At 70.4% G+C, this 18,312-nt stretch carries 20 protein-coding genes; 1 reads left to right on the forward strand and 19 read right to left on the reverse strand.

All coding sequences use genetic code 11. The features are described from left to right. Nucleotides 1–39: 39 nt before the first annotated feature. From ACGFW6_RS17645 to rpsB, 5 genes are all read right to left on the reverse strand, one after another. Nucleotides 40–1,194, reverse strand: a complete 1,155-nt coding sequence (locus ACGFW6_RS17645) for a phosphatidate cytidylyltransferase (protein ID WP_393510012.1) — start codon at nucleotides 1,192–1,194, stop codon at nucleotides 40–42. Next, nucleotides 1,194–1,751, reverse strand: coding sequence for a ribosome recycling factor (gene frr / locus ACGFW6_RS17650; protein WP_062666818.1), 558 nt, complete (start codon nucleotides 1,749–1,751; stop codon nucleotides 1,194–1,196). The genes ACGFW6_RS17645 and frr overlap by 1 nt, the downstream gene beginning before the upstream one ends. A 177-nt stretch (nucleotides 1,752–1,928) precedes the next feature. Further along, entirely contained in the window at nucleotides 1,929–2,687 is a 759-nt protein-coding gene (gene pyrH, locus ACGFW6_RS17655; protein ID WP_062723113.1) for a UMP kinase, read from the reverse strand. A gap of 195 nt (nucleotides 2,688–2,882) precedes the next feature. After that, complete coding sequence (gene tsf, locus ACGFW6_RS17660) at nucleotides 2,883–3,719, reverse strand: translation elongation factor Ts (protein ID WP_393510016.1); 837 nt, start codon at nucleotides 3,717–3,719, stop codon at nucleotides 2,883–2,885. Nucleotides 3,720–3,873: 154 nt separating this feature from the next. Continuing rightward, entirely contained in the window at nucleotides 3,874–4,794 is a 921-nt protein-coding gene (gene rpsB / locus ACGFW6_RS17665; protein WP_393510018.1) for a 30S ribosomal protein S2, read from the reverse strand. A gap of 626 nt (nucleotides 4,795–5,420) precedes the next feature. On the opposite strand from rpsB, the gene ACGFW6_RS17670 reads away from it, so the two are divergent. Beyond that, nucleotides 5,421–6,083, forward strand: coding sequence for a M23 family metallopeptidase (locus tag ACGFW6_RS17670; RefSeq protein WP_393510831.1), 663 nt, complete (start codon nucleotides 5,421–5,423; stop codon nucleotides 6,081–6,083). Nucleotides 6,084–6,476: 393 nt separating this feature from the next. On the opposite strand, the gene ACGFW6_RS17675 is transcribed toward ACGFW6_RS17670, so the two are convergent. The 14 genes from ACGFW6_RS17675 to rimM all read right to left on the reverse strand — a co-directional run bounded on the left by ACGFW6_RS17675 (nucleotide 6,477) and on the right by rimM (nucleotide 18,239). Further along, entirely contained in the window at nucleotides 6,477–7,034 is a 558-nt protein-coding gene (locus ACGFW6_RS17675; protein ID WP_393510834.1) for a TetR/AcrR family transcriptional regulator, read from the reverse strand. 94 nt (nucleotides 7,035–7,128) lie between these two features. Continuing rightward, nucleotides 7,129–7,971 carry an RNA polymerase sigma factor WhiG gene (whiG, locus tag ACGFW6_RS17680; protein WP_030952229.1) on the reverse strand — a complete coding sequence of 281 codons (843 nt, stop codon included), beginning with the start codon at nucleotides 7,969–7,971 and terminating at the stop codon, nucleotides 7,129–7,131. A 304-nt stretch (nucleotides 7,972–8,275) separates the two neighbouring features. Beyond that, nucleotides 8,276–9,463, reverse strand: coding sequence for a DNA-processing protein DprA (dprA, locus tag ACGFW6_RS17685; protein ID WP_393510021.1), 1,188 nt, complete (start codon nucleotides 9,461–9,463; stop codon nucleotides 8,276–8,278). A 287-nt stretch (nucleotides 9,464–9,750) separates the two neighbouring features. Further along, complete coding sequence (locus ACGFW6_RS17690; RefSeq protein WP_393510024.1) at nucleotides 9,751–11,355, reverse strand: YifB family Mg chelatase-like AAA ATPase; 1,605 nt, start codon at nucleotides 11,353–11,355, stop codon at nucleotides 9,751–9,753. After that, the gene (locus ACGFW6_RS17695; RefSeq protein WP_393510027.1) at nucleotides 11,356–11,718 is read right to left on the reverse strand and encodes a YraN family protein; all 363 of its coding nucleotides are present in this window, start codon (nucleotides 11,716–11,718) and stop codon (nucleotides 11,356–11,358) included. Nucleotides 11,719–11,825: 107 nt separating this feature from the next. Then, nucleotides 11,826–12,134, reverse strand: coding sequence for a DUF2469 domain-containing protein (locus tag ACGFW6_RS17700; RefSeq protein WP_003965949.1), 309 nt, complete (start codon nucleotides 12,132–12,134; stop codon nucleotides 11,826–11,828). 56 nt (nucleotides 12,135–12,190) lie between these two features. Next, entirely contained in the window at nucleotides 12,191–12,703 is a 513-nt protein-coding gene (locus ACGFW6_RS17705; protein ID WP_393510029.1) for an NUDIX hydrolase, read from the reverse strand. Continuing rightward, nucleotides 12,693–13,466 (reverse strand): signal peptidase I, encoded by a 774-nt coding sequence (lepB, locus tag ACGFW6_RS17710; protein WP_393510032.1) that lies wholly within the window; start codon nucleotides 13,464–13,466, stop codon nucleotides 12,693–12,695. Before lepB (ACGFW6_RS17710) ends, ACGFW6_RS17705 begins: the two co-directional genes overlap by 11 nt. Before the next feature lie 130 nt (nucleotides 13,467–13,596). Next, on the reverse strand, nucleotides 13,597–14,562 hold the full coding sequence (gene lepB, locus ACGFW6_RS17715) for a signal peptidase I (RefSeq protein ID WP_393510035.1): 966 nt from the start codon (nucleotides 14,560–14,562) through the stop codon (nucleotides 13,597–13,599). Beyond that, nucleotides 14,450–15,541 (reverse strand): signal peptidase I, encoded by a 1,092-nt coding sequence (lepB, locus tag ACGFW6_RS17720; RefSeq protein WP_393510038.1) that lies wholly within the window; start codon nucleotides 15,539–15,541, stop codon nucleotides 14,450–14,452. Before lepB (ACGFW6_RS17720) ends, lepB (ACGFW6_RS17715) begins: the two co-directional genes overlap by 113 nt. Continuing rightward, entirely contained in the window at nucleotides 15,534–16,310 is a 777-nt protein-coding gene (gene lepB / locus ACGFW6_RS17725; protein ID WP_393510041.1) for a signal peptidase I, read from the reverse strand. Before lepB (ACGFW6_RS17725) ends, lepB (ACGFW6_RS17720) begins: the two co-directional genes overlap by 8 nt. A gap of 60 nt (nucleotides 16,311–16,370) precedes the next feature. Next, the gene (gene rplS / locus ACGFW6_RS17730) at nucleotides 16,371–16,721 is read right to left on the reverse strand and encodes a 50S ribosomal protein L19 (RefSeq protein WP_018531094.1); all 351 of its coding nucleotides are present in this window, start codon (nucleotides 16,719–16,721) and stop codon (nucleotides 16,371–16,373) included. 133 nt (nucleotides 16,722–16,854) lie between these two features. Continuing rightward, nucleotides 16,855–17,688: a tRNA (guanosine(37)-N1)-methyltransferase TrmD gene (trmD, locus tag ACGFW6_RS17735; protein ID WP_393510044.1), complete on the reverse strand. Its 834-nt coding sequence runs from the start codon at nucleotides 17,686–17,688 to the stop codon at nucleotides 16,855–16,857. Further along, on the reverse strand, nucleotides 17,688–18,239 hold the full coding sequence (gene rimM, locus ACGFW6_RS17740) for a ribosome maturation factor RimM (RefSeq protein WP_393510047.1): 552 nt from the start codon (nucleotides 18,237–18,239) through the stop codon (nucleotides 17,688–17,690). Before rimM ends, trmD begins: the two co-directional genes overlap by 1 nt. Between the last annotated feature and the right edge of the window lie 73 nt (nucleotides 18,240–18,312).

Here is an 18,312-nt window from a genome sequence, read left to right on the forward strand (position 1 = left end):
TCCACGAGAGCGGGGGCTCCTTCGACACGTGCCGAGCCGTCAGCCGGACCCGACGAACAGCACCAGCAGCAGCCACACCACCGGCGCCGTCGGCAGCAGCGAGTCGAGCCGGTCCATGATCCCGCCGTGCCCCGGCAGCAGCGTGCCCATGTCCTTGATGCCGAGGTCCCGCTTGATCATCGACTCACCGAGGTCACCCAGCGTGGCACTGGCCGCGACCGCCAGGCCCAGGAGCAGGCCCTGCCACCAGGTGCCGTCGTCGATGAGGAACTGCATGCACAGCGCGCCCGCCACCATCGCGAAGCTCACCGCACCGAGCAGGCCCTCGCGGGTCTTGCCGGGGCTGATGCGCGGGGCGAGCTTGGTCCTGCCGAAGCGCCAGCCGATCGCGTACGCGCCGGTGTCGCTGACGACCGTCAGGAGCAGGAAGGTCAGGACGCGCCACGGGCCGTCGTCCGCCGTGAGCATCATCGCGACGAAGGTCGCCAGGAACGGCACGTAGAACGCCGCGAAGACGCCGGCGGTGACGTCCTTGAGGTAGCCCTCCGGCGGCTCGGTCATCCGCCAGACCAGCACCGCCAGGGCGGTCAGCGCCATCGCCACCCAGGCACCCTCGGCGCCCCGGACGTATCCGGAGACGACCATGGCCGCACCGCCCAGCGCGAGCGGAACGAGGGGCGCGTTGATGCCCTTGCGCTCCTCCAGCCGTTTGGTCAGCTCCCACAGGCCCACGACGACGGCGACCGCGACGACACCGACGAACACGGCCTTGACGACGAACAGCGACGCGACGATCACCACGCCGAGTCCGACACCGACCCCTATGGCCGCACCCAGGTCGCGCCCCGCGCTCTTCTTCTGCTGGGGCGCCGGCGGCGGGGCGTCGGGCATGGGCTCCGGATTCTGCGACGCCGCCTCGAAGGGCCGCGCCTGCGGCGTGTCATGAGACCGCGACTGCGGCGGCCGGGTGCTGAACGAGGGGCCGCCCAGCCGAGCGGCCCCCCGGTCGTCATCCTGGTCTCCGCCGAACGCGGGTACGTCGGGCACGATGGGCATGGGGCGAGTGTGCTGCGCCTCAGGCGCATCGTACGCGGGACCCGCCGGGGTAGCCCCCTGGACTGGTCCACGCTCGGCGGTCCCCCAGTACCCGGCCTGCCCGGCCGCGGGCGGCGCCCCCCAGGAAGAGTCGTTCATCAGACCTCGAGCAGCTCGGCTTCCTTGTGCTTGAGGAGCTCGTCCACCTGAGCGACGTACTTGTGCGTGGTGTCGTCGAGCTCCTTCTCCGCGCGGCGGCCCTCGTCCTCGCCGATCTCGCCGTCCTTGATCAGCTTGTCGATGGCGTCCTTGGCCTTGCGGCGGACCGAGCGGATGGACACCTTGGCGTCCTCGCCCTTGCCCTTGGCGACCTTGATGTAGTCGCGGCGGCGCTCCTCGGTGAGCTCCGGGAACACCACACGGATGATGTTGCCGTCGTTGCTCGGGTTGACGCCGAGGTCGGAGTCGCGGATCGCCTGCTCGATGTTGCGCAGCGCGCTCTTGTCGAACGGGGTCACGACCGCCATGCGCGGCTCCGGCACGGAGAACGAAGCCAGCTGGTTGATCGGCGTCGGGGCGCCGTAGTAGTCGGCCACGATCTTGTTGAACATCGCCGGGTGCGCACGGCCTGTGCGGATCGCGGCGAAGTCCTCCTTGGCGACCACGACGGCCTTCTCCATCTTCTCCTCGGCCTCGAGGAGGGTCTCTTCGATCACCACTTGCTCCTGCGTGTCTTGAGTAAGGCCCGGCTGCGGTTCCTCGGTGGGGCGGCGGCCGGCTGCGTCGCGTCTTCTTCCTGCACGGTTCCCGACCGGCAGGACATTGTCCATCCCCCGGTCAGGGTCCGCCCCGTCCGTCCCCCGGACGGGTCCGTTTGCGGAGTTGTCGAAGCGTCAGCCCCGACCGCCCTGCTCACCCACAAGCGTGCCGATCTTCTCACCCTTGACGGCGCGGGCGATATTGCCCTCCGCCAGGAGCTCGAAGACAAGGATCGGGAGCTTGTTGTCGCGGCACAGCGTGATCGCCGTGGCGTCGGCGACCTTCAGGTCGCGCGTGATGACCTCGCCGTAGCCGAGGGAGTCGAACTTGACCGCGTCCGGGTTGCGCTTGGGGTCGGAGTCGTAGACGCCGTCGACACCGTTCTTGCCCATGAGCAGCGCCTCGGCGTCGATCTCCAGAGCGCGCTGAGCCGCGGTGGTGTCGGTGGAGAAGTACGGCATGCCCATCCCGGCGCCGAAGATGACCACGCGGCCCTTCTCCAGGTGGCGCACGGCACGCAGCGGGATGTAGGGCTCGGCGACCTGCCCCATGGTGATCGCCGTCTGGACCCGGCTGTCGATGCCTTCCTTCTCCAGGAAGTCCTGGAGGGCGAGGCAGTTCATGACGGTGCCGAGCATGCCCATGTAGTCGGAGCGGGCCCGGTCCATGCCGCGCTGCTGGAGTTCGGCGCCGCGGAAGAAGTTGCCGCCGCCGATGACGACCGCGACCTGTGCGCCGTCGCGCACGACGGCCGCGATCTCGCGGGCGATCTTGTGCACCACGTCCGGGTCGACGCCGAGGCCCCCGCCACCGGAGAAGGCCTCTCCGGACAGCTTCAGCAGAAACCGGCCGCGTACTTTGCCGTCGTCGCTCTTCTGGGCCTTGGTGGTCATGGAGATCCCGCCTTTGTTACGTGGTGCACATACGAAGAAGGCCATTGCCGGCTCGGGTGTGTTTCGCATCCCATGCGCGGCAACGGCCTCCTCGTCAGATCTGCTGTCGTCCGTCACGCGCGCGTGCGCGGTGGCGGCGTCCGCCAACGACTGCTCCCGACCCTATAGGGACGGGGCGCCGATCGCGGTACGGACTCAGATGCCGACCTTGATGCGCGTGAAGCGCTTCAGGGTGACACCGGCCTCGTCCAGAACCTTCTGGACCGACTTCTTGTTGTCGAGCGCGTAGGGCTGACCGAGCAGCGTGGCGTCCTTGAAGAAGCCGTTGAGGCGACCCTCGACGATCTTCGGCAGGGCGGCCTCGGGCTTGCCCTCGGCGCGGGTGGTCTCCTCGGCGACGCGGCGCTCGGACTCGACGACCTCGGCCGGCACGTCCTCCTTGGAGAGGTACTTCGGCGCGAAGGCGGCGATGTGCTGGGCGACGCCCTTGGCGATCTCGGCGTTGGGCTTGTCGAGCTCGACGAGGACACCGATCTGCGGGGGCAGGTCGGGCATCGTGCGGTGCATGTACGCGAGGACGAAGCCGTCGGCGTACTGCGCGAAGCGGTCCAGGACGATCTTCTCGCCCAGGTTGGCGTTGGCCTCGTCCACGAACGCCTGGACGGTCTTGCCGGCCTCGATCTCGGAGGCGAGCAGGGCCTCGAGGTCGGCCGGGGAGGTCTTCGCGACGTGCTCGGCGATCGCGGTGGCGACGGCCTGGAACTTCTCGCCCTTGGCGACGAAGTCCGTCTCGCACTTCAGCTCGACGAGGACACCGGAAGAGTTGTCGTCGGCGATGATCGAGACCACGGCGCCGTTCTCGGCGGAGCGGCCCTCGCGCTTGGCGACGCCCTTCTGGCCCTTGATCCGGAGCGCCTCGACGGCCTTCTCGACGTTGCCCTCGGCCTCGTCCAGCGCCTTCTTGCAGTCCATCATGCCGGCGCCGGTGAGCTCACGGAGCTTCTTGACGTCAGCGGCGGTGTAGTTCGCCATGAGTCTGTAAGTCTTTCTCGAAGTCTGGAAGATCGAAGATCTACGGGGTCTACGGCCCTTGGAGTAGCCGGGGCCGCCGACCTTTCGTCGACCTACGGGTGAACGGCGGGAGCGGAGTTGATGTCACCGCTCCCGCCGTCAACGCTGACGGGTGTCAGGCCTGCTCGCCCTCGGCGGTCTTCTCGCCCTCGGCGGCCTCGGCGGGAGCAGCCTCGGCGGGGGCGGCCTCGGCAGCCGGAGCCTCGGCAGCGGGGGCCTCCGCAGCCGGAGCCTCGGCGGCGGCCGGAGCCTCGTCCGCCTTCTTCTCGCCCTCGAGCAGGTCGCGCTCCCACTCGGCGAGCGGCTCGCCCGCGGCCTTCTCGCCCTTGTCACCGGTGGCGACGCCGGAACGGGCGATGAGGCCCTCGGCGACGGCGTCGGCGATCACACGGGTGAGCAGGGTGACGGAGCGGATCGCGTCGTCGTTGCCCGGGATCTTGTAGTCGACCTCGTCGGGGTCGCAGTTGGTGTCGAGGATGGCGACGACCGGAATGTTGAGCTTCCGGGCCTCACCGACCGCGATGTGCTCCTTCTTGGTGTCCACGATCCAGACGGCGCTGGGCACCTTCTGCATCTCGCGGATACCACCGAGGGTCTTCTCGAGCTTGGCCTTCTCACGCGAGAGGACCAGGAGCTCCTTCTTGGTCAGACCCGACGCCGCGACGTCCTCGAAGTCGATCTGCTCGAGCTCCTTCAGGCGCTGAAGGCGCTTGTAGACGGTCGAGAAGTTGGTGAGCATGCCGCCCAGCCAGCGCTGGTTGACGTAGGGCATGCCGACGCGGGTGGCCTGCTCGGCGATGGCCTCCTGCGCCTGCTTCTTCGTGCCGACGAACATGACCGTGCCGCCGTGGGCGACGGTCTCCTTGACGAACTCGTAGGCGCGGTCGATGTACGACAGCGACTGGAGCAGGTCGATGATGTAGATGCCGTTGCGCTCGGTGAAGATGAAGCGCTTCATCTTCGGGTTCCAGCGACGGGTCTGGTGACCGAAGTGGACGCCGCTCTCCAGCAGCTCCCGCATCGTGACGACGGCCATGGCCGTATCTCCTTGAATTTCTCGGTTGTGCCGCGGGGGCCGGACGGCTCCCGCGCCTGACGCCCACATGCGCCGTGCCACTAGGGACCGAGGGGCGCTGACACGGACCGTTTCCGGTGGCCGTGTCGGGGCGTGCGAAGTCGACCCGGTGACCCGGATCGCCAGAAGAAGTGTACGGGACCCACGGGGTACCGGGTGACGCCGCTGTCCACAACCCAGGAGTTATCCACAGATACCGGCCATGATCGATGGAGGTGGGGGACGGTTCTCGCATGCGAGCGAAGCGATGTGTGGGGGCGACGGGGGTTGCGCGGCGGGCGTTGACGCCAGTCGCGGGATGGGCGGGATGGCCGACATGGGCGACATGGGGGGAGCGGGTGGCCGGGGTGGCGGGGACGCTGCGGGTGCCACCGGCGGCGAGACGGTGGGGGGCTAGGGGGACGACGTGCGGACGGTCGGTGGGGCGGCCGACAGGACGGCCGGGGGGACGGCTGGGGGGACGGCCGTTGGGACCGCCGGTGGAGCGGCCGGTGGGGCGATCTGTGGAACGGCGGGTGGAGCGACCTGCAGGGCGGCGGACGGGGCGGCCTATGGGACGGCTGGTGGGGCGGCTGGTGGGGCGGCTGGTGTTGCTGCTGCTCGTGACGGCGACCGCGTTATTGGCGCCGGTGCCACGGATGACCCCGACTGCCGCCACGGACGGCATGAGCGTGCCTACTGCGCCTGACCCGGGCCATGGCCGCCCTGGTCCGGGCTCGGATCAGGGTCCGGGCTCGCGTCAGCGTCCGGGTCCGGACTTGGGTCCGGACCCAGGTCCGGCCTCCACCGTGCCGGCGGTCGGCAGGGCATGGCCCGTGGGCGTCCTTCCCCCGATCCTCCGCGGCTGGGAGCCACCGGCGACCACGTACGGCCGAGGCCACCGCGGCGTGGACCTCGCGGCCCCGGCCGGGACCCCGGTACGGGCGGTTGCGGCGGGACGGGTCTCCTTCGCGGGCCGGGTGGCCGGAAAGGGAGTCGTGTCGGTGGAGCTCCCGGGGACGGGGGACCCGGCATTGCGGACGACGTACGAGCCGGTGCGGGCCATGGTGGAGAAGGGCGACGAGGTGGAGGCGGGCGAGGTCGTCGGGACGGTGGAGGCGACCGGGTCCCACTGCGCGGAAACGTGCGTGCACTGGGGCCTGCGGAGATCCGACACCTACCTGGACCCGCTCTCCCTCCTCCCTCCGTGGCTGCTCCGCAAGGGCCCGTCGAGGCTGCTGCCGGTCCTGGGGGTGCCGTTGCCGTCTTAGTCGACGGGGTTGGGAGAGGGTGGCTGCCGCAGGCCCTTGGGAGGCCGCTGCCGTCCTACGCGACGGATCCGGAGAGGTCGGCGGCCGCCGTCCTAGCCGACGGATTCCGGAGGTGCAGGCTGCTGCCGACCCTCGGGGTGCCGCTGCCGTCTTGGTCGACGGGTTCGGCCACCGAGGGTGCGTCGGTCCGGGGGTGTCCCTGCCGCTTTGGTCGGCGGGTGCGACCCCCGGCGAGCGGTTGTCGAACCTTTTCGGCCACGACCGGGGCCCGGCTGCACCTCGCAGGCCCCGGGCTGGCTGCACATTGCAGCCGCCGAGCCGCGCCGGCCGGACTCCCCTTGACGGCCGCCGGCAGCCGGCGGCCGTCAGCGGTCAGCGGTCAGCTGTCAGCGGTCAGCCCCGAACGCCCCGCAGCGCCATGGACACCGCCGCCTCGGTGATCGCCGTCGGATCCTCCGCCGCGCCCAGCTCGATCCTGCGGACCGCCGCGTCCACGACGCCCTGCAACAGCATCGCCGCCAGCCGGGGCTCCGCGTGCCCCATCTCCGCCAGCGCCTCGACGATCATCGCGACGAGCCCGCCGTGCGCCGCCCGGATCTTCTCCCGGGCACCGGCGTCGAGCTCGCTCGCGGAGATGGCGACCACGGCCCGGTGGCGCCGGTCCCCCACCAGCTCGAGCTGCTTGCGGACGTACGCCTCGACCTTGTCCTCGGCCGCCGCCGCGCCCTCCATCGCCGCCGAGACGTCCGCGGCCCACACCGGGAAGTCGACCTCGCACAGCTCCTCGACCACGGCGGCCCGCGACCGGAAGTACTCGTAGACGGACGACCGCGCGAGCCCTGTCCGCTCGGCGAGGGCAGGGAAGGTCAGCGCCTCCGTCCCACCCTCGGACAACAGGGATCGCGCCGCGTCCAGCAGGGCGGCTCGCTGCATCGACCGGTGCTCGGCCACGGAGGCCGCTCGAATCCTTGGCACGTCAACCACTCTACGGACGTGCCCTCGCGGACGGGAGTCTCTCCGCGAACCCCGCATACGTCCGGCCAGGTCAACGACCGAAGCCGGCCAGTTTCGCCCGCAGCTGGAGCACCGACTTGGTGTGGATCTGGCTGACCCGGCTCTCGGTCACCCCGAGCACGTTGCCGATCTCGGCGAGGGTGAGCCCCTCGTAGTAGTACAGCGTCACCACGGTCTTCTCGCGCTCCGGCAACGTGTTGATCGCCCGCGCCAGGAAACGCCGCAGCTCCCGGTCCTCGGCCACCTCCACCGGATTGTCGGCGGCGGTGTCCTCCAGGGTGTCCATGACGCTCAGGCCGTCGCCGCCCTCGCCCCCGACATGCAGCAACTCCTCCAGCGCCACCACGTTCGCCAGCGACAACTGACTGAAGACGGCGTGGAGTTCGTCCACCGCGATCCCCATCTCGACGGCCACCTCGGCCTCCGTCGGCGTCCGCCGCAAGCGGGCCTCCAGGGTGGCGTACGCCCGCTCGACGTTGCGCGCCTTCTGCCGCACCGAGCGCGGGATCCAGTCCAGCGCCCTGAGCTCGTCGATCATCGCCCCGCGGATCCGGGTGATCGCGTAGGTCTCGAACTTGATCTCCCGGTCGATGTCGAACTTCTCGATCGCGTCGATCAGCCCGAACACCCCCGACGACACGAAGTCGGCCTGCTCCACGTTGGGCGGCAGGCCGACACTGACCCGGCCCGCCACGTACTTGACGAGCGGCGAGTAGTGCAGGATCAGCTGCTCGCGCAATCGCTCGTCCCCCGTCGCCTTGTACGACCGCCACAGCTCGTCGAGTGTCGAAGGAGCGGGCGGCCGCACGCTGCCACCGTCACGGGCGGCTGGGGGGACCGCCGCCCGGTCGGACCCGGAGGTGTGCTGGGGCATTCGTTGCCTTGTGCCGTTCTGCCGTGAAGTGGGGGTGCTTTGGGGAGCTGTCGGTCTGATGTCGCTCTGGTGCCGTTCTGGGGACCTTCCGGTGTCGAGGTGCCGGTCTGCGCCGGAATCCTCGTGAGCGTAGCGTGACTGAAGTGTCGCGGTGCGCGAAGGACGGAGCGCAAGCCGTACGCAGATACGTTCCGCTCGACGCCCCGCCGGGGCATGCCGGTCGCTCTAAGTGATCACCCGAACACCCCAACTGGGGGAATTCACAAGGGCGTCCGTGTTCCCCCGTACGGCGGAACACGCTCGGTCAGCATCCACTTCGACCGGTGCGAACGGAGATCATCGCCTGGCGTGTCAACTTCCAGCCGTCGCCGTGTCGTTCGACGTAGCCAAGTGAGCGGAGCTCGTACAGCCTCGCGACCGCGTCGTCCTCGGTGGTCTGCGCACCGCGGGCGACCTCGTCCGCTCTGGCCGCGCCGCGGCCGGGCAGCGCGGCGAGGACCCGACGGGCCGCCGGCTCCAGCAGATCCCGGGGCAGGACGGGCCCGCGCCGCTCCGGGGCCAGCTCTCCCATGTCGCCGACCAGTTCGACGACCTCGGCGGCGTCGGTGACGAGCACGGCGTCCTGGCGCAGGAGCTCGTGGATGCCGGCGGACAGGCCGCTGGTGGCCGGGCCGGGGACTCCCATCGTGTGACGGCCGAGCCGCTGGGCGGCGCGTGCGGTGACCAGTGAGCCGCTGCGATGGGCGGCCTCCACGACGACCGTGCCCCGTGTCAGGGCCGCGATCACCCTGTTCCGCACGATGAATCTGCTGGGCGTCGGATGGTCCCCGGGCGGCAGTTCCCCGATCACCAGCCCTTGTTCGGCGATCCTGTTGATCAACTGGGTGTGCCCGCGCGGATAGGGCCGGTCGACGCCGCAGGCGAGCACGGCGACAGTGGCGCCGCCTGCTCCGAGCGCTCCTCGATGGGCGGCGCCGTCGACTCCGTAGGCGCCCCCGGACACGACCACCCATCCCCGTTCGGCGAGACCGGCGGCGAGGGTGGTCGCCATGTGGGCGCCGTACTCGGTGCAGGCGCGCGCTCCGACCACGGCCACGGACTTCAGGGCCCACATCCGCAGGCTGGCCGGCCCCCGCACCCACAGTCCGACGGGCCGGGCGTCCCCCAGGTCATCGAGCTGTCCGGGCCACTCCACGTCCCCCGGACACACGAACCGCACCCCCGCCTCCCGTGCGACAGCGAGATCGGCCCCGGGCTCGGCCCGCACTCCGCGAGCCCGCAGTCCCTCCCACCGCTTGAAACTCACCCCGGGCAGGGGTTCCGTCCCCGCGCGCACTCGCCGCACCACCTCCCCCACCCCGAACTCCCGCACCCACCGCCCGACGACCTCGTCCCCGGGCTCGACGACACGGCTGAGAAAGACCCGATCGAGCAGTTCGCCGTCCCCCTGCGGCCCGCGCCCGCCGGACCCGGCGCGAGGGCGCTCATCCACCGTCTCCCGTCCGTCCGCTGCTCCGCGGCCGCCCGGGCCGGCAAGCAGATCCACATGCTGTGCCGTGGGGCGGACAGCTGCCCCTCGGTGTGGTTGGAGGTCCTCGGCATGGTCGAGGTGCGGCGAGTCGGCCGGCGGATCGCGGTCAGGGAATACCGCGGCGGAGCGATCCCCGCCGGTAGCCGCCCCTGACTCACCGCCAAAGGGAGTGCGTTCGCCCTCGCCGCTTGTCACGGGGCGGTCCAGCGGCGCTCCAGCTCGGTCACGTCGATGTTCTCCGCAGCCGCTCATGTTCCGATCCCCTCCAGCACCGCGCCGCGCCGGACGCCGGTGCGCAGTTCGAGGGCCCAGTTCACGTCGTTCGCCGAGGGCCGGTCGCGAGCCGCCAGGTCGGCCAGGGTCCACGCCACGCGCAGGACCCGGTCCAGACCGCGCGCCGTGAGGAGGCCCCGGTCGAGGTCCTCCTCGGCCTTCCGCAGGGCTCCCGGCTGAACGTGCCACCGAGTGCGCAGCTCATGGCCGGGCACTTCGCTGTTGGTGCGCCAGGGCGTTCCCTCGTAGCGCCTGGCTGCTCGTTCCCGAGCGGCTTTGACGCGTTCGGCCACCGTTGCCGTCGTCTCCGCGCCCGTGTGGAGCTGGAGCAGTTCGGCCCGGGCGACCGGCTCGACCGTCACCCGGAGGTCCACGCGATCCATCAGCGGGCCTGACAGTCGGGCGCGGTATCGCTTGATCGAGGAGGGCCGGCATTCGCAGATGTCCTCACCTCGACCGTGCCGACCGCAGGGGCATGGATTGGCCGCCAGGACCATGAGGAACCTCGCGGGCATCCGCAGTATCCCGGCCGCCCTGGCGATCACGACGTGGCCGGATTCCAGCGGCTGACGCAACGCGTCCAGGACGCTGCTGTGGAACTCTGCGGCCTCGTCGAGAAACAGCACCCCGTTGTGTGACAGGGACACCGCGCCCGGCCTCGGAAGGCCGTTGCCGCCACCGACGAGCGAGGCCATGGTCGCCGAGTGGTGCGGAGCGCAGTAGGGCGGGATGTCGACCAGAGGGTGACCGGGCGGAAGGATGCCTGCCACCGAATGCACCGCTGTGACCTCCAGCGACTCCTGTCGGCTCAGCTCCGGCAGCAGACCCGGAAGCCGTTCGGCCAGCATGGTCTTGCCGGCTCCGGGTGGGCCCTTGAAGAAGACGTGATGCCGCCCCGCCGCCGCCACCTCCAGGGCCGCTCGGGCCACCTGCTGGCCCGCGACGTCCGCCAGGTCCGGTGTGTGACCGCTCGTGACCGAGCCGAGCCCGGTACCCGGGAGTGCCAGCCCCGCCAGGAACGGGTCCGGGCGGATCTCGCCCGAGACCGGTTCCTCGTCCGGGACGGGCTCATCGGTGAGGACCGCGATGAGCTGGCGCAGGCTCCGCACACCCAGCACCGAGACACCCGGCACGAGTGACGCCTCCGGCACCGCGCACTCGGGTACGACCACCTGCTCGTATCCCGCATCCGCCGCGGCGAGCACCGCCGGCAGGACACCTCGCACCGGTCGGACCCGTCCGTCGAGGCCCAGTTCCCCGATCATCACGATGTCGGCGAGCACGCGAGGGTCGATCCGCTCGGCCGCCCCGAGGACCGCCGCGGCGACGGCCAGGTCGAAGCCACTGCCGCTCTTCGGCACGGAGGCCGGGCTCAGGCCGACGGTCAGCTTCTTCTGAGGCCACGCGACACCCGAGTTCACGACCGCCGCGCGCACGCGGTCCTTGCTCTCCGTCAGGCTCTTGTCCGGCAGGCCCACCAGTGCGAACGCCGCGACGCCGGGCTCCAGATCCGCCTGGACCTCGACCACGACACCCTCGACGCCGACCAGCGCCACCGAGCACGTACGGGCGAACCCCATTCAGGCCACCCCCCGCGCGTGCTCCAGGACGGGAGCGCCCCGCTCGGGCAGGAGGACGCCGATCAGGTCGATTCGGACGCCTCCCGGTGGTGCGCCCCCGTGGGAGTGGATCCAGCTTTCCGCGAGGCCCCGGAGGCGCTCCGCCTTCTCCGGGGTCACCGCGGCCATCGGATGCTCGAAGGCACCCTTCCTGCGTGTCTTCACCTCGCAGACGACCAGGACGTCGCCGTCCTGCGCCACGATGTCGATCTCTCCGGCCCTGCCACAGCGCCAGTTGCGCTCCAGCACCGTCATCCCGGACTCGACCAGCCGCCTCGCGGCCAGGTCCTCGCCGTACCTGCCGAGTGCACTGCGTGCGTTCATGTCGGCACCACCTCCGGCGCCAACAATGCGAGCGGCTCAGCGAGCTATTGGATCTTGGTGGACAGGTGCGCGACTGTGGATAACTTCCTCACTCCGGCGAGTGAACGTCACCCGCCCGGAAGTTCCAGATCGCTCTTGTTGAGTTCTTCAATGTTCACGTCCTTGAACGTGAGCACCCGAACCTGCTTCACGAACCGCGCCGGCCGGTACATGTCCCACACCCAGGCGTCCGCCATGGACACCTCGAAGAACACCTCACCCTGGACCGAGTGCACCTGCATCTCGTAGTCGTTGGTCAGGTAGAAGCGCCGCTCGGTCTCGATCACATACTTGAACAGACCGACGACATCTCGGTACTCCCGATAGAGCTTGAGCTCCATCTCGGTCTCGTACTTCTCGAGGTCCTCGGCGCTCATGGCATGTTCCCCTTCAGCCGTGCGATCCCACCATTGTGCGCCAGTCCCGTCAGCACCTAGACAATTTCGCGGTCAAGGGTCACGGGCCCGGCGGGGGGACCTTCGTCGAGCAGTGTGCGCAGCAGTTCGGCGAGTCTGGTCGGATACACCGTCTCATGCGCTCGGGCAAGTTCCTGCCACGTCCACCAGCGTGCACCGGCGACGCTGCGACGCTCCAGCTCGGTGAGGGCCAGGGCCCGGGTCGCCGTCTGTGTCGTACGCGCCAGGTAGTACCACTCGTCCTGGTCCCAGCGGCGTCCCGCGAACGGGAACGAGCACATGCGCCGCCACAGCACGGGGCCGAGGTCGACCTCCGTGATGCCCGTCTCCTCCGCGAGTTCCCGCAGTGCGGCCTCTTCTCGCGTCTCGTCGCCCTCCAGTCCTCCGCCGGGCGTGAACCACCAGTCGTCGGCCGGATCCTCCGGCTCGTGGCCGTGCAGGAGCAGGATGCGGTCCTGAGGGTCGAGGAGTACCACCCGGGCGACCTTGCGCAGCCCGTCGTCGTGCCCCTGCTCCGCCTCAGCGGGCACCCGCGAGCCCCGTCCGTGCGCGGGAGCGGCCCACGAGCCGCTTCTCGAGGGGGCCGTACGCCCCGCCGGCCAGGACCAGCACACCGCCCACCACGATGAGCGCGACCATCGTCCGCAGCGGCCCCTGGGCCGACAGCGCGCCGAGCTGCTCGAAGCCCGTGGGGCGCTCCAGCATGCCGCTCATGGGCCACACGACGGCGTCCACCCGGGCCGAGACGGCGCTGCGGGCCACGGTGCCGCCGGCGGCGTCCGTGAGGTGCGCCGAGGAGTCCAGGGAACCGCTGCGCTCGTCGCCGAGGAGGAAGAGCCTGCCCTCCGGCACGGTCACGGTCGGGAAGTTCTGGAGATCGGCCAGGTCGTCGTCGGCGAGGTACGGCTCGTCGATCTTCTTGTCGTTGACGGTCAGCTTGCCGTCCGTCACGGCGACCTTGTCGCCGCCGGTCGCGACCACGCGCTTGACGACGGGCGCGTTGGTCACCCAGGTCTTGTCGGTGAAGACGACGACGTCGCCCCGGCGGACCTCGTCGCCGTCGACGCGCTCGGCCAGGACCCGCGCACCCGCGCCGATCGTCGGCGCCATCGAACTGGTGGGCACGGTGTACGGCCGGTAGACCACCGCTCCCCAGGCGAACCCGCCCAGGAACAGCACCAGGCCCAGCGCCACGGCCAGTCCGGACAACCGCTGTCCGGTCCGGCTGCCCGCCGGGCCCCTGTTCGCGCCACCGTCACGCGGCGCCGTACGTGTCGTGCTCTCGCCACCCATGGATCCGCACCCTACCCGGCGGTACCGACAGGGGTCAGCCCCTCCCGAGCGCCCGGAACCACCGGCTCGGCAAAGCTTTCCCCAGCGCCGGGCGCCGACCGGAGCCGGGCCCGGGGCGCGGCAGCCGCGCTCAGCGGGTCTCCGCCGCCGCGACCTGACGCCGGCGCCAGAGGACGAACGGCATCGCACCCGCCAGCGCCAGCCCCTGCGGCGCGACCGTGAGGGCCGCGGAGCGGGCGTTCAGGTTCTGCTCGAAGGTGTCCGGGACCGGCAGGGTGTCCCAGCGGTTGATCGGCCAGGCGATGACGATGGCGCGGCCGACGACCTTGTCGACGGGGACCATGCCGTGGTTCGCGTCGGACTGGTTGTAGCGCGAGTCCCGGGAGTTCTGCCGGTGGTCACCCATGACCCAGATGAAGCCCTTCGGGACCTTCACCGTGAACTGGCCGCCCTGTTCGTCCTGGCTGCACGGCGTGTTGCCGGGGTACACGTACGGCTCGTTGAGCGCCTTGCCGTTCACCGTGAGCGGGCCGGTGCCCTCGCACTTGACCGTGTCGCCGCCGACACCGACGACGCGCTTGATGAGGTCCTTCTCCTCGGCGGACGGCATCAGGCCGATCCAGCTCAGGAAGGTCTGCAGGGCGTTGGGATCCGGGGTCGGCTCGCCGGCCAGCCAGTTGTCGGGGTCGTGGAAGACGACGACCTCGCCGCGCTCGGGCTCGGAGCCGAACCAGGGGGTGAGTTTGTCGACCAGGACGCGGTCACCCTGCTGGAGGGTGTTCTGCATCGAGTCCGAGGGGATCGAGAAAGCCTGCACCAGGAATGTCTTGATCAGCAGCGCGAGGACGAGCGCGATACCGATCAGGATCGGCAGCTCCTTCCAGAAGGAGCGCTGCTTCTTCGCGGGGGCGGCCCCGCCCGACCCCTGGCCGTCGGTCGGGGGCTGCCCGCCCGACCCTCCGCCGTCGCCGTCAGAACCGGGCTCATTCCCGGAGGTCACGGCGCCGTCCGCGGCCGGGTCGGCTGCTTCCACGGGGTGTCCGCGGTGCTCCTCGCCGTCGTGCCCGGACCGTGCGCCAACCGCCACATCCCCCACGCCAACTCCTTACTCTGTGCCGCTGCCTGCCCCATAGACGACGCAGGCCCACCACTCCCATAACGAGCGGGAGTTCCGCAGGGGTCGGGAGCTGGATCGTTCCGTTCGAATCGTCGGAAGCAACCCTATGCGACAGCCGGGGAGACGCGGTCGACCCCGTCCCCGAGTCGGCGACCGAAGCGTAGGTGTTCGGCTCCTCCAGGGTGGTCCAGTGCCCGAGCGGCCAGGCGATCCACATCGCCCGTCCGACGACCTCCTCCTCGGAGACCGTGCCGCCGTAGTCCTGGTCCTGGTGTACGCGGGAGTCCGCGGAGTTGGCCCGGTGGTCGCCCATCACCCACAGGCGGCCCTGCGGGACGGTGATGTCGAACTTCGCCTCGGAGGGGGCGTTGCCGGGGTACAGATAGTCCTCGTTCAGGGGAACCCCGTTGACGGTGACCCGGCCCTGCGTGTCACAGCACTTGACGCGGTCGCCGCCGACGCCGACGACGCGCTTGATCAGATCCTTCTCGTCGTCGGACGGCAGCAGGCCGATGAAGGTGAGCGCCTCCTTGACCTGCTTGACGACGACGGGATCCTCCTTCTTCACCGTCGTCTGCTCGTCCTGGAGCCAGCCGCCGGGGTCCTTGAAGACGACGACGTCACCGCGCTGCGGCTTGGAGCCGAACCAGGGGGTGAGCTTGTCGACCAGGACACGGTCGCCGATCTGGATCGTCGCCTCCATGGAGCCGGAGGGGATCACGAAGGCCTGGACGAGGAAGGTCTTCAGGACCAGCGCTATGAGGACCGCGACGCCGACGAGGAGGGGTATCTCCTTGATCGCCGAACGCCTGCGCCGTCGTTTGACCTTGCGCTGGAGCTTGCGCCGCTCCGCGCGCGTGCGGCCGCCGGCGGGGCCGGACGCGCGCCGGGAGCCGGTGGGCAGGAGATTGTCCGCCGCGCTGCTGGGGACGCCGCGGGGCTTGCCACGGTTACCCATGCGCGCCCGCCCCACCGGATGCCTGCGCCCGAGGGGCGCTCCGGCCGGCGCCCAGCGCCCCCTCGGCCTCGGCGGCGGGCACGCGCGCGTACGCGTCGGGACGCTGGAGTCGGGTCCAGTGCGCGGTCGGCCAGACGATCCAGTCGGCGCGGCCGATGACGTCGTCGACCGGGATCATGCCGCCGCCGGGCGAGCCCAGATGGTCGCGGGAGTCGCTGGAGGCGCTGCGGTGGTCGCCGAGGACGAACAGGCTGCCGTCGGGCACGACGACGTCGAAGCGGACCTGGGACGGGCTGTCGCCGGCGTACAGGAACGTCGACTCGTCGACCGACCGGCCGTTCACCTGGATCCTCCCCTCCTTGTCACAGCAGACCACGTGGTCTCCCCCCACACCCACAACGCGTTTGATGTAGTCCGCATCCCCGAAATACCCGGATCCGTCGAACACCACAACATCACCGCGCCGCGGATCGGCACCGAAACGGTACGCCAACTTATTTACGAGAACGCGGTCCCCGATCCTCAATCCGGACTCCATGGATCCGCTGGGAATCTCGAACGGCCGTACCACGAACGAGTTGAGCAGCAGCAGAAACACGAGCAGGACCAGCAGGGTCAGGCTGATCCGCCCGCCCGGCAGCCACTCGGCGATCCGCGGCACCAACGCGAAGCGCGACCGTCCCTCCGGGCCCTCCGACTCCGAGATGTCCTCGGGTTCGGAAGGGCTGGAGGAGCGGTCGCGCTCCGTGGGCTGTGCTTCGGTGTCCATCGGGGCCAGATGTTATCCGGCCCCGCTCGGGACCCCGCGGGGGCGATCCCCCTGAAGCGCTCAGTTCTCGCGCTTCTCCTTGATCTTCGCCGCCTTGCCGCGCAGCTCGCGCAGGTAGTACAGCTTGGCGCGACGCACGTCACCCTTGGTGACGAGCTCGATCTTCTCCACGATCGGGGTGTGCACCGGGAAGGTGCGCTCGACGCCGACGGAGAAGGAGACCTTGCGGACCGTGAAGGTCTCGCGCACGCCGGCACCCTGGCGACGGATCACAACGCCCTTGAACTGCTGCACACGGGAGCGGTTGCCCTCGATGACGCGGACGTGGACGTTGACGGTGTCGCCGGGGCGGAAGGCCGGGACGTCGCTGCGCAGCGACGCGGCGTCGACGGAGTCGAGCAGGTGAGACATTTCGTCTGCTTTCTTCGCTGATGCCACAGGTCATCAACGGAACTAGATGTTCGGTGAGAGTGTCGTGGGCGTCGGGGCGGGCGTCGTGTCCCCCTGTGGCAGGGGCGCACGCCGGACGGCGCACAACAGCGGCCTATTCTTCCACGCCCTCGGTCCTGCGCCAAAATCGGCCGAACGGCTCCCCCTCCGGGTCGGGCGTCCAGCCCAGGATGGAGAGCATCTCGCGGTCCTTCTTGTCGAAGGCTCTGGGGTCGCAGCGTGCGATGAGGTCGGGCCGGTTGGCGGTCGTACGCCTGAGCGCCTCGTCGCGGCGCCAGCGGGCGATCTTGCCGTGGTGGCCGCTGAGCAGCACGTCGGGGATGTCCCGGCCGCGCCACTCGGGGGGCTTGGTGTAGACGGGGCCCTCCAGGAGGCTCGCCATCGCGCCGGGCGCGAAGGAGTCGTCCCGGTGGGACTCGGCGTTGCCGAGCACGCCGGGCAGCAGGCGCGCCACGGCCTCCGTGATGACCAGGACGGCCGCCTCGCCGCCGGCGAGGACGTAGTCGCCGATGGACACCTCGTGGACGGGCATGCGGGTGGCGTACTCGTCGATGACGCGGCGGTCGATGCCCTCGTAGCGGGCCGGCGTGAAGATCAGCCAGGGGCGCTCGGAGAGTTCGACGGCGAGTTCCTGGGTGAACGGGCGGCCGCTCGGGGTGGGCACGATCAGCGTGGGCGCGCCGGCGCCCCGCTCGTAGCCCTCCGCCAGGACGGAGTCCAGCGCGTCGCCCCAGGGGTCGGTCTTCATGACCATGCCCGGCCCGCCGCCGTAGGGGGTGTCGTCGACCGTGTTGTGGCGGTCGTACGTCCAGTCCCGCAGGTCGTGCACCTGGACATTGAGCTGCCCACGCGCGCGTGCCTTGCCGACCAGGGAGACGTTCAGCGGCTCCAGGTACTCGGGGAAGATCGTGACGACGTCGAGCCGCATCAGCCCTCGGCCTCCGCGTCGCGCGTCGAGACGATCTCGGCCCGGTCGTCGATCAGGCCCGGCGGCGGGGTGATGACCGCCCGCTGCTCCTCCAGGTCGATCTCCGCGACGATCTCCTCGACGAAGGGGATCATCACCTCGCTCCCGTCGGGCCGCTCGACGATGAACAGGTCCTGGGAGGGCAGGTGCGAGATCTCGGTGATCCGGCCGACCTCGACGCCGTCGGCGGTGACCACGTCCAGGTCCATGAGCTGGTGGTCGTAGTACTCGTCCTCCTCCTCGGGCAGCGCGTCCGGGTCGACCTCGGCGATCAGGAGGATGTTGCGCAGTTCCTCGGCGGCGGTGCGGTCGCGCACGCCCTCGAAGCGCAGGAGGAGGCGGCCGCTGTGGACACGGCCGGTCTCGATGGTGAGCGGGCCCGCGGAGGCGGGATCGGTGGTGAGTACGGCGCCGGGGGCGAGCCGGAGCTCCGGCTCGTCCGTACGTACCTCGACGGTGACCTCGCCCTTGATGCCGTGGGCGCGGCCGATCCGTGCGACTACCAGCTGCACTGTGCTTGCTCTCCTGTCGGACTGACGGACGACTGCGGGCCGCGGGGCTCGCAGGAGGGGCCACGGAGCCCGC

The organism is Streptomyces sp. Y7, assembly GCF_043195415.1.
In the GTDB taxonomy this organism is placed as follows: Bacteria; Actinomycetota; Actinomycetes; order Streptomycetales; family Streptomycetaceae; genus Streptomyces.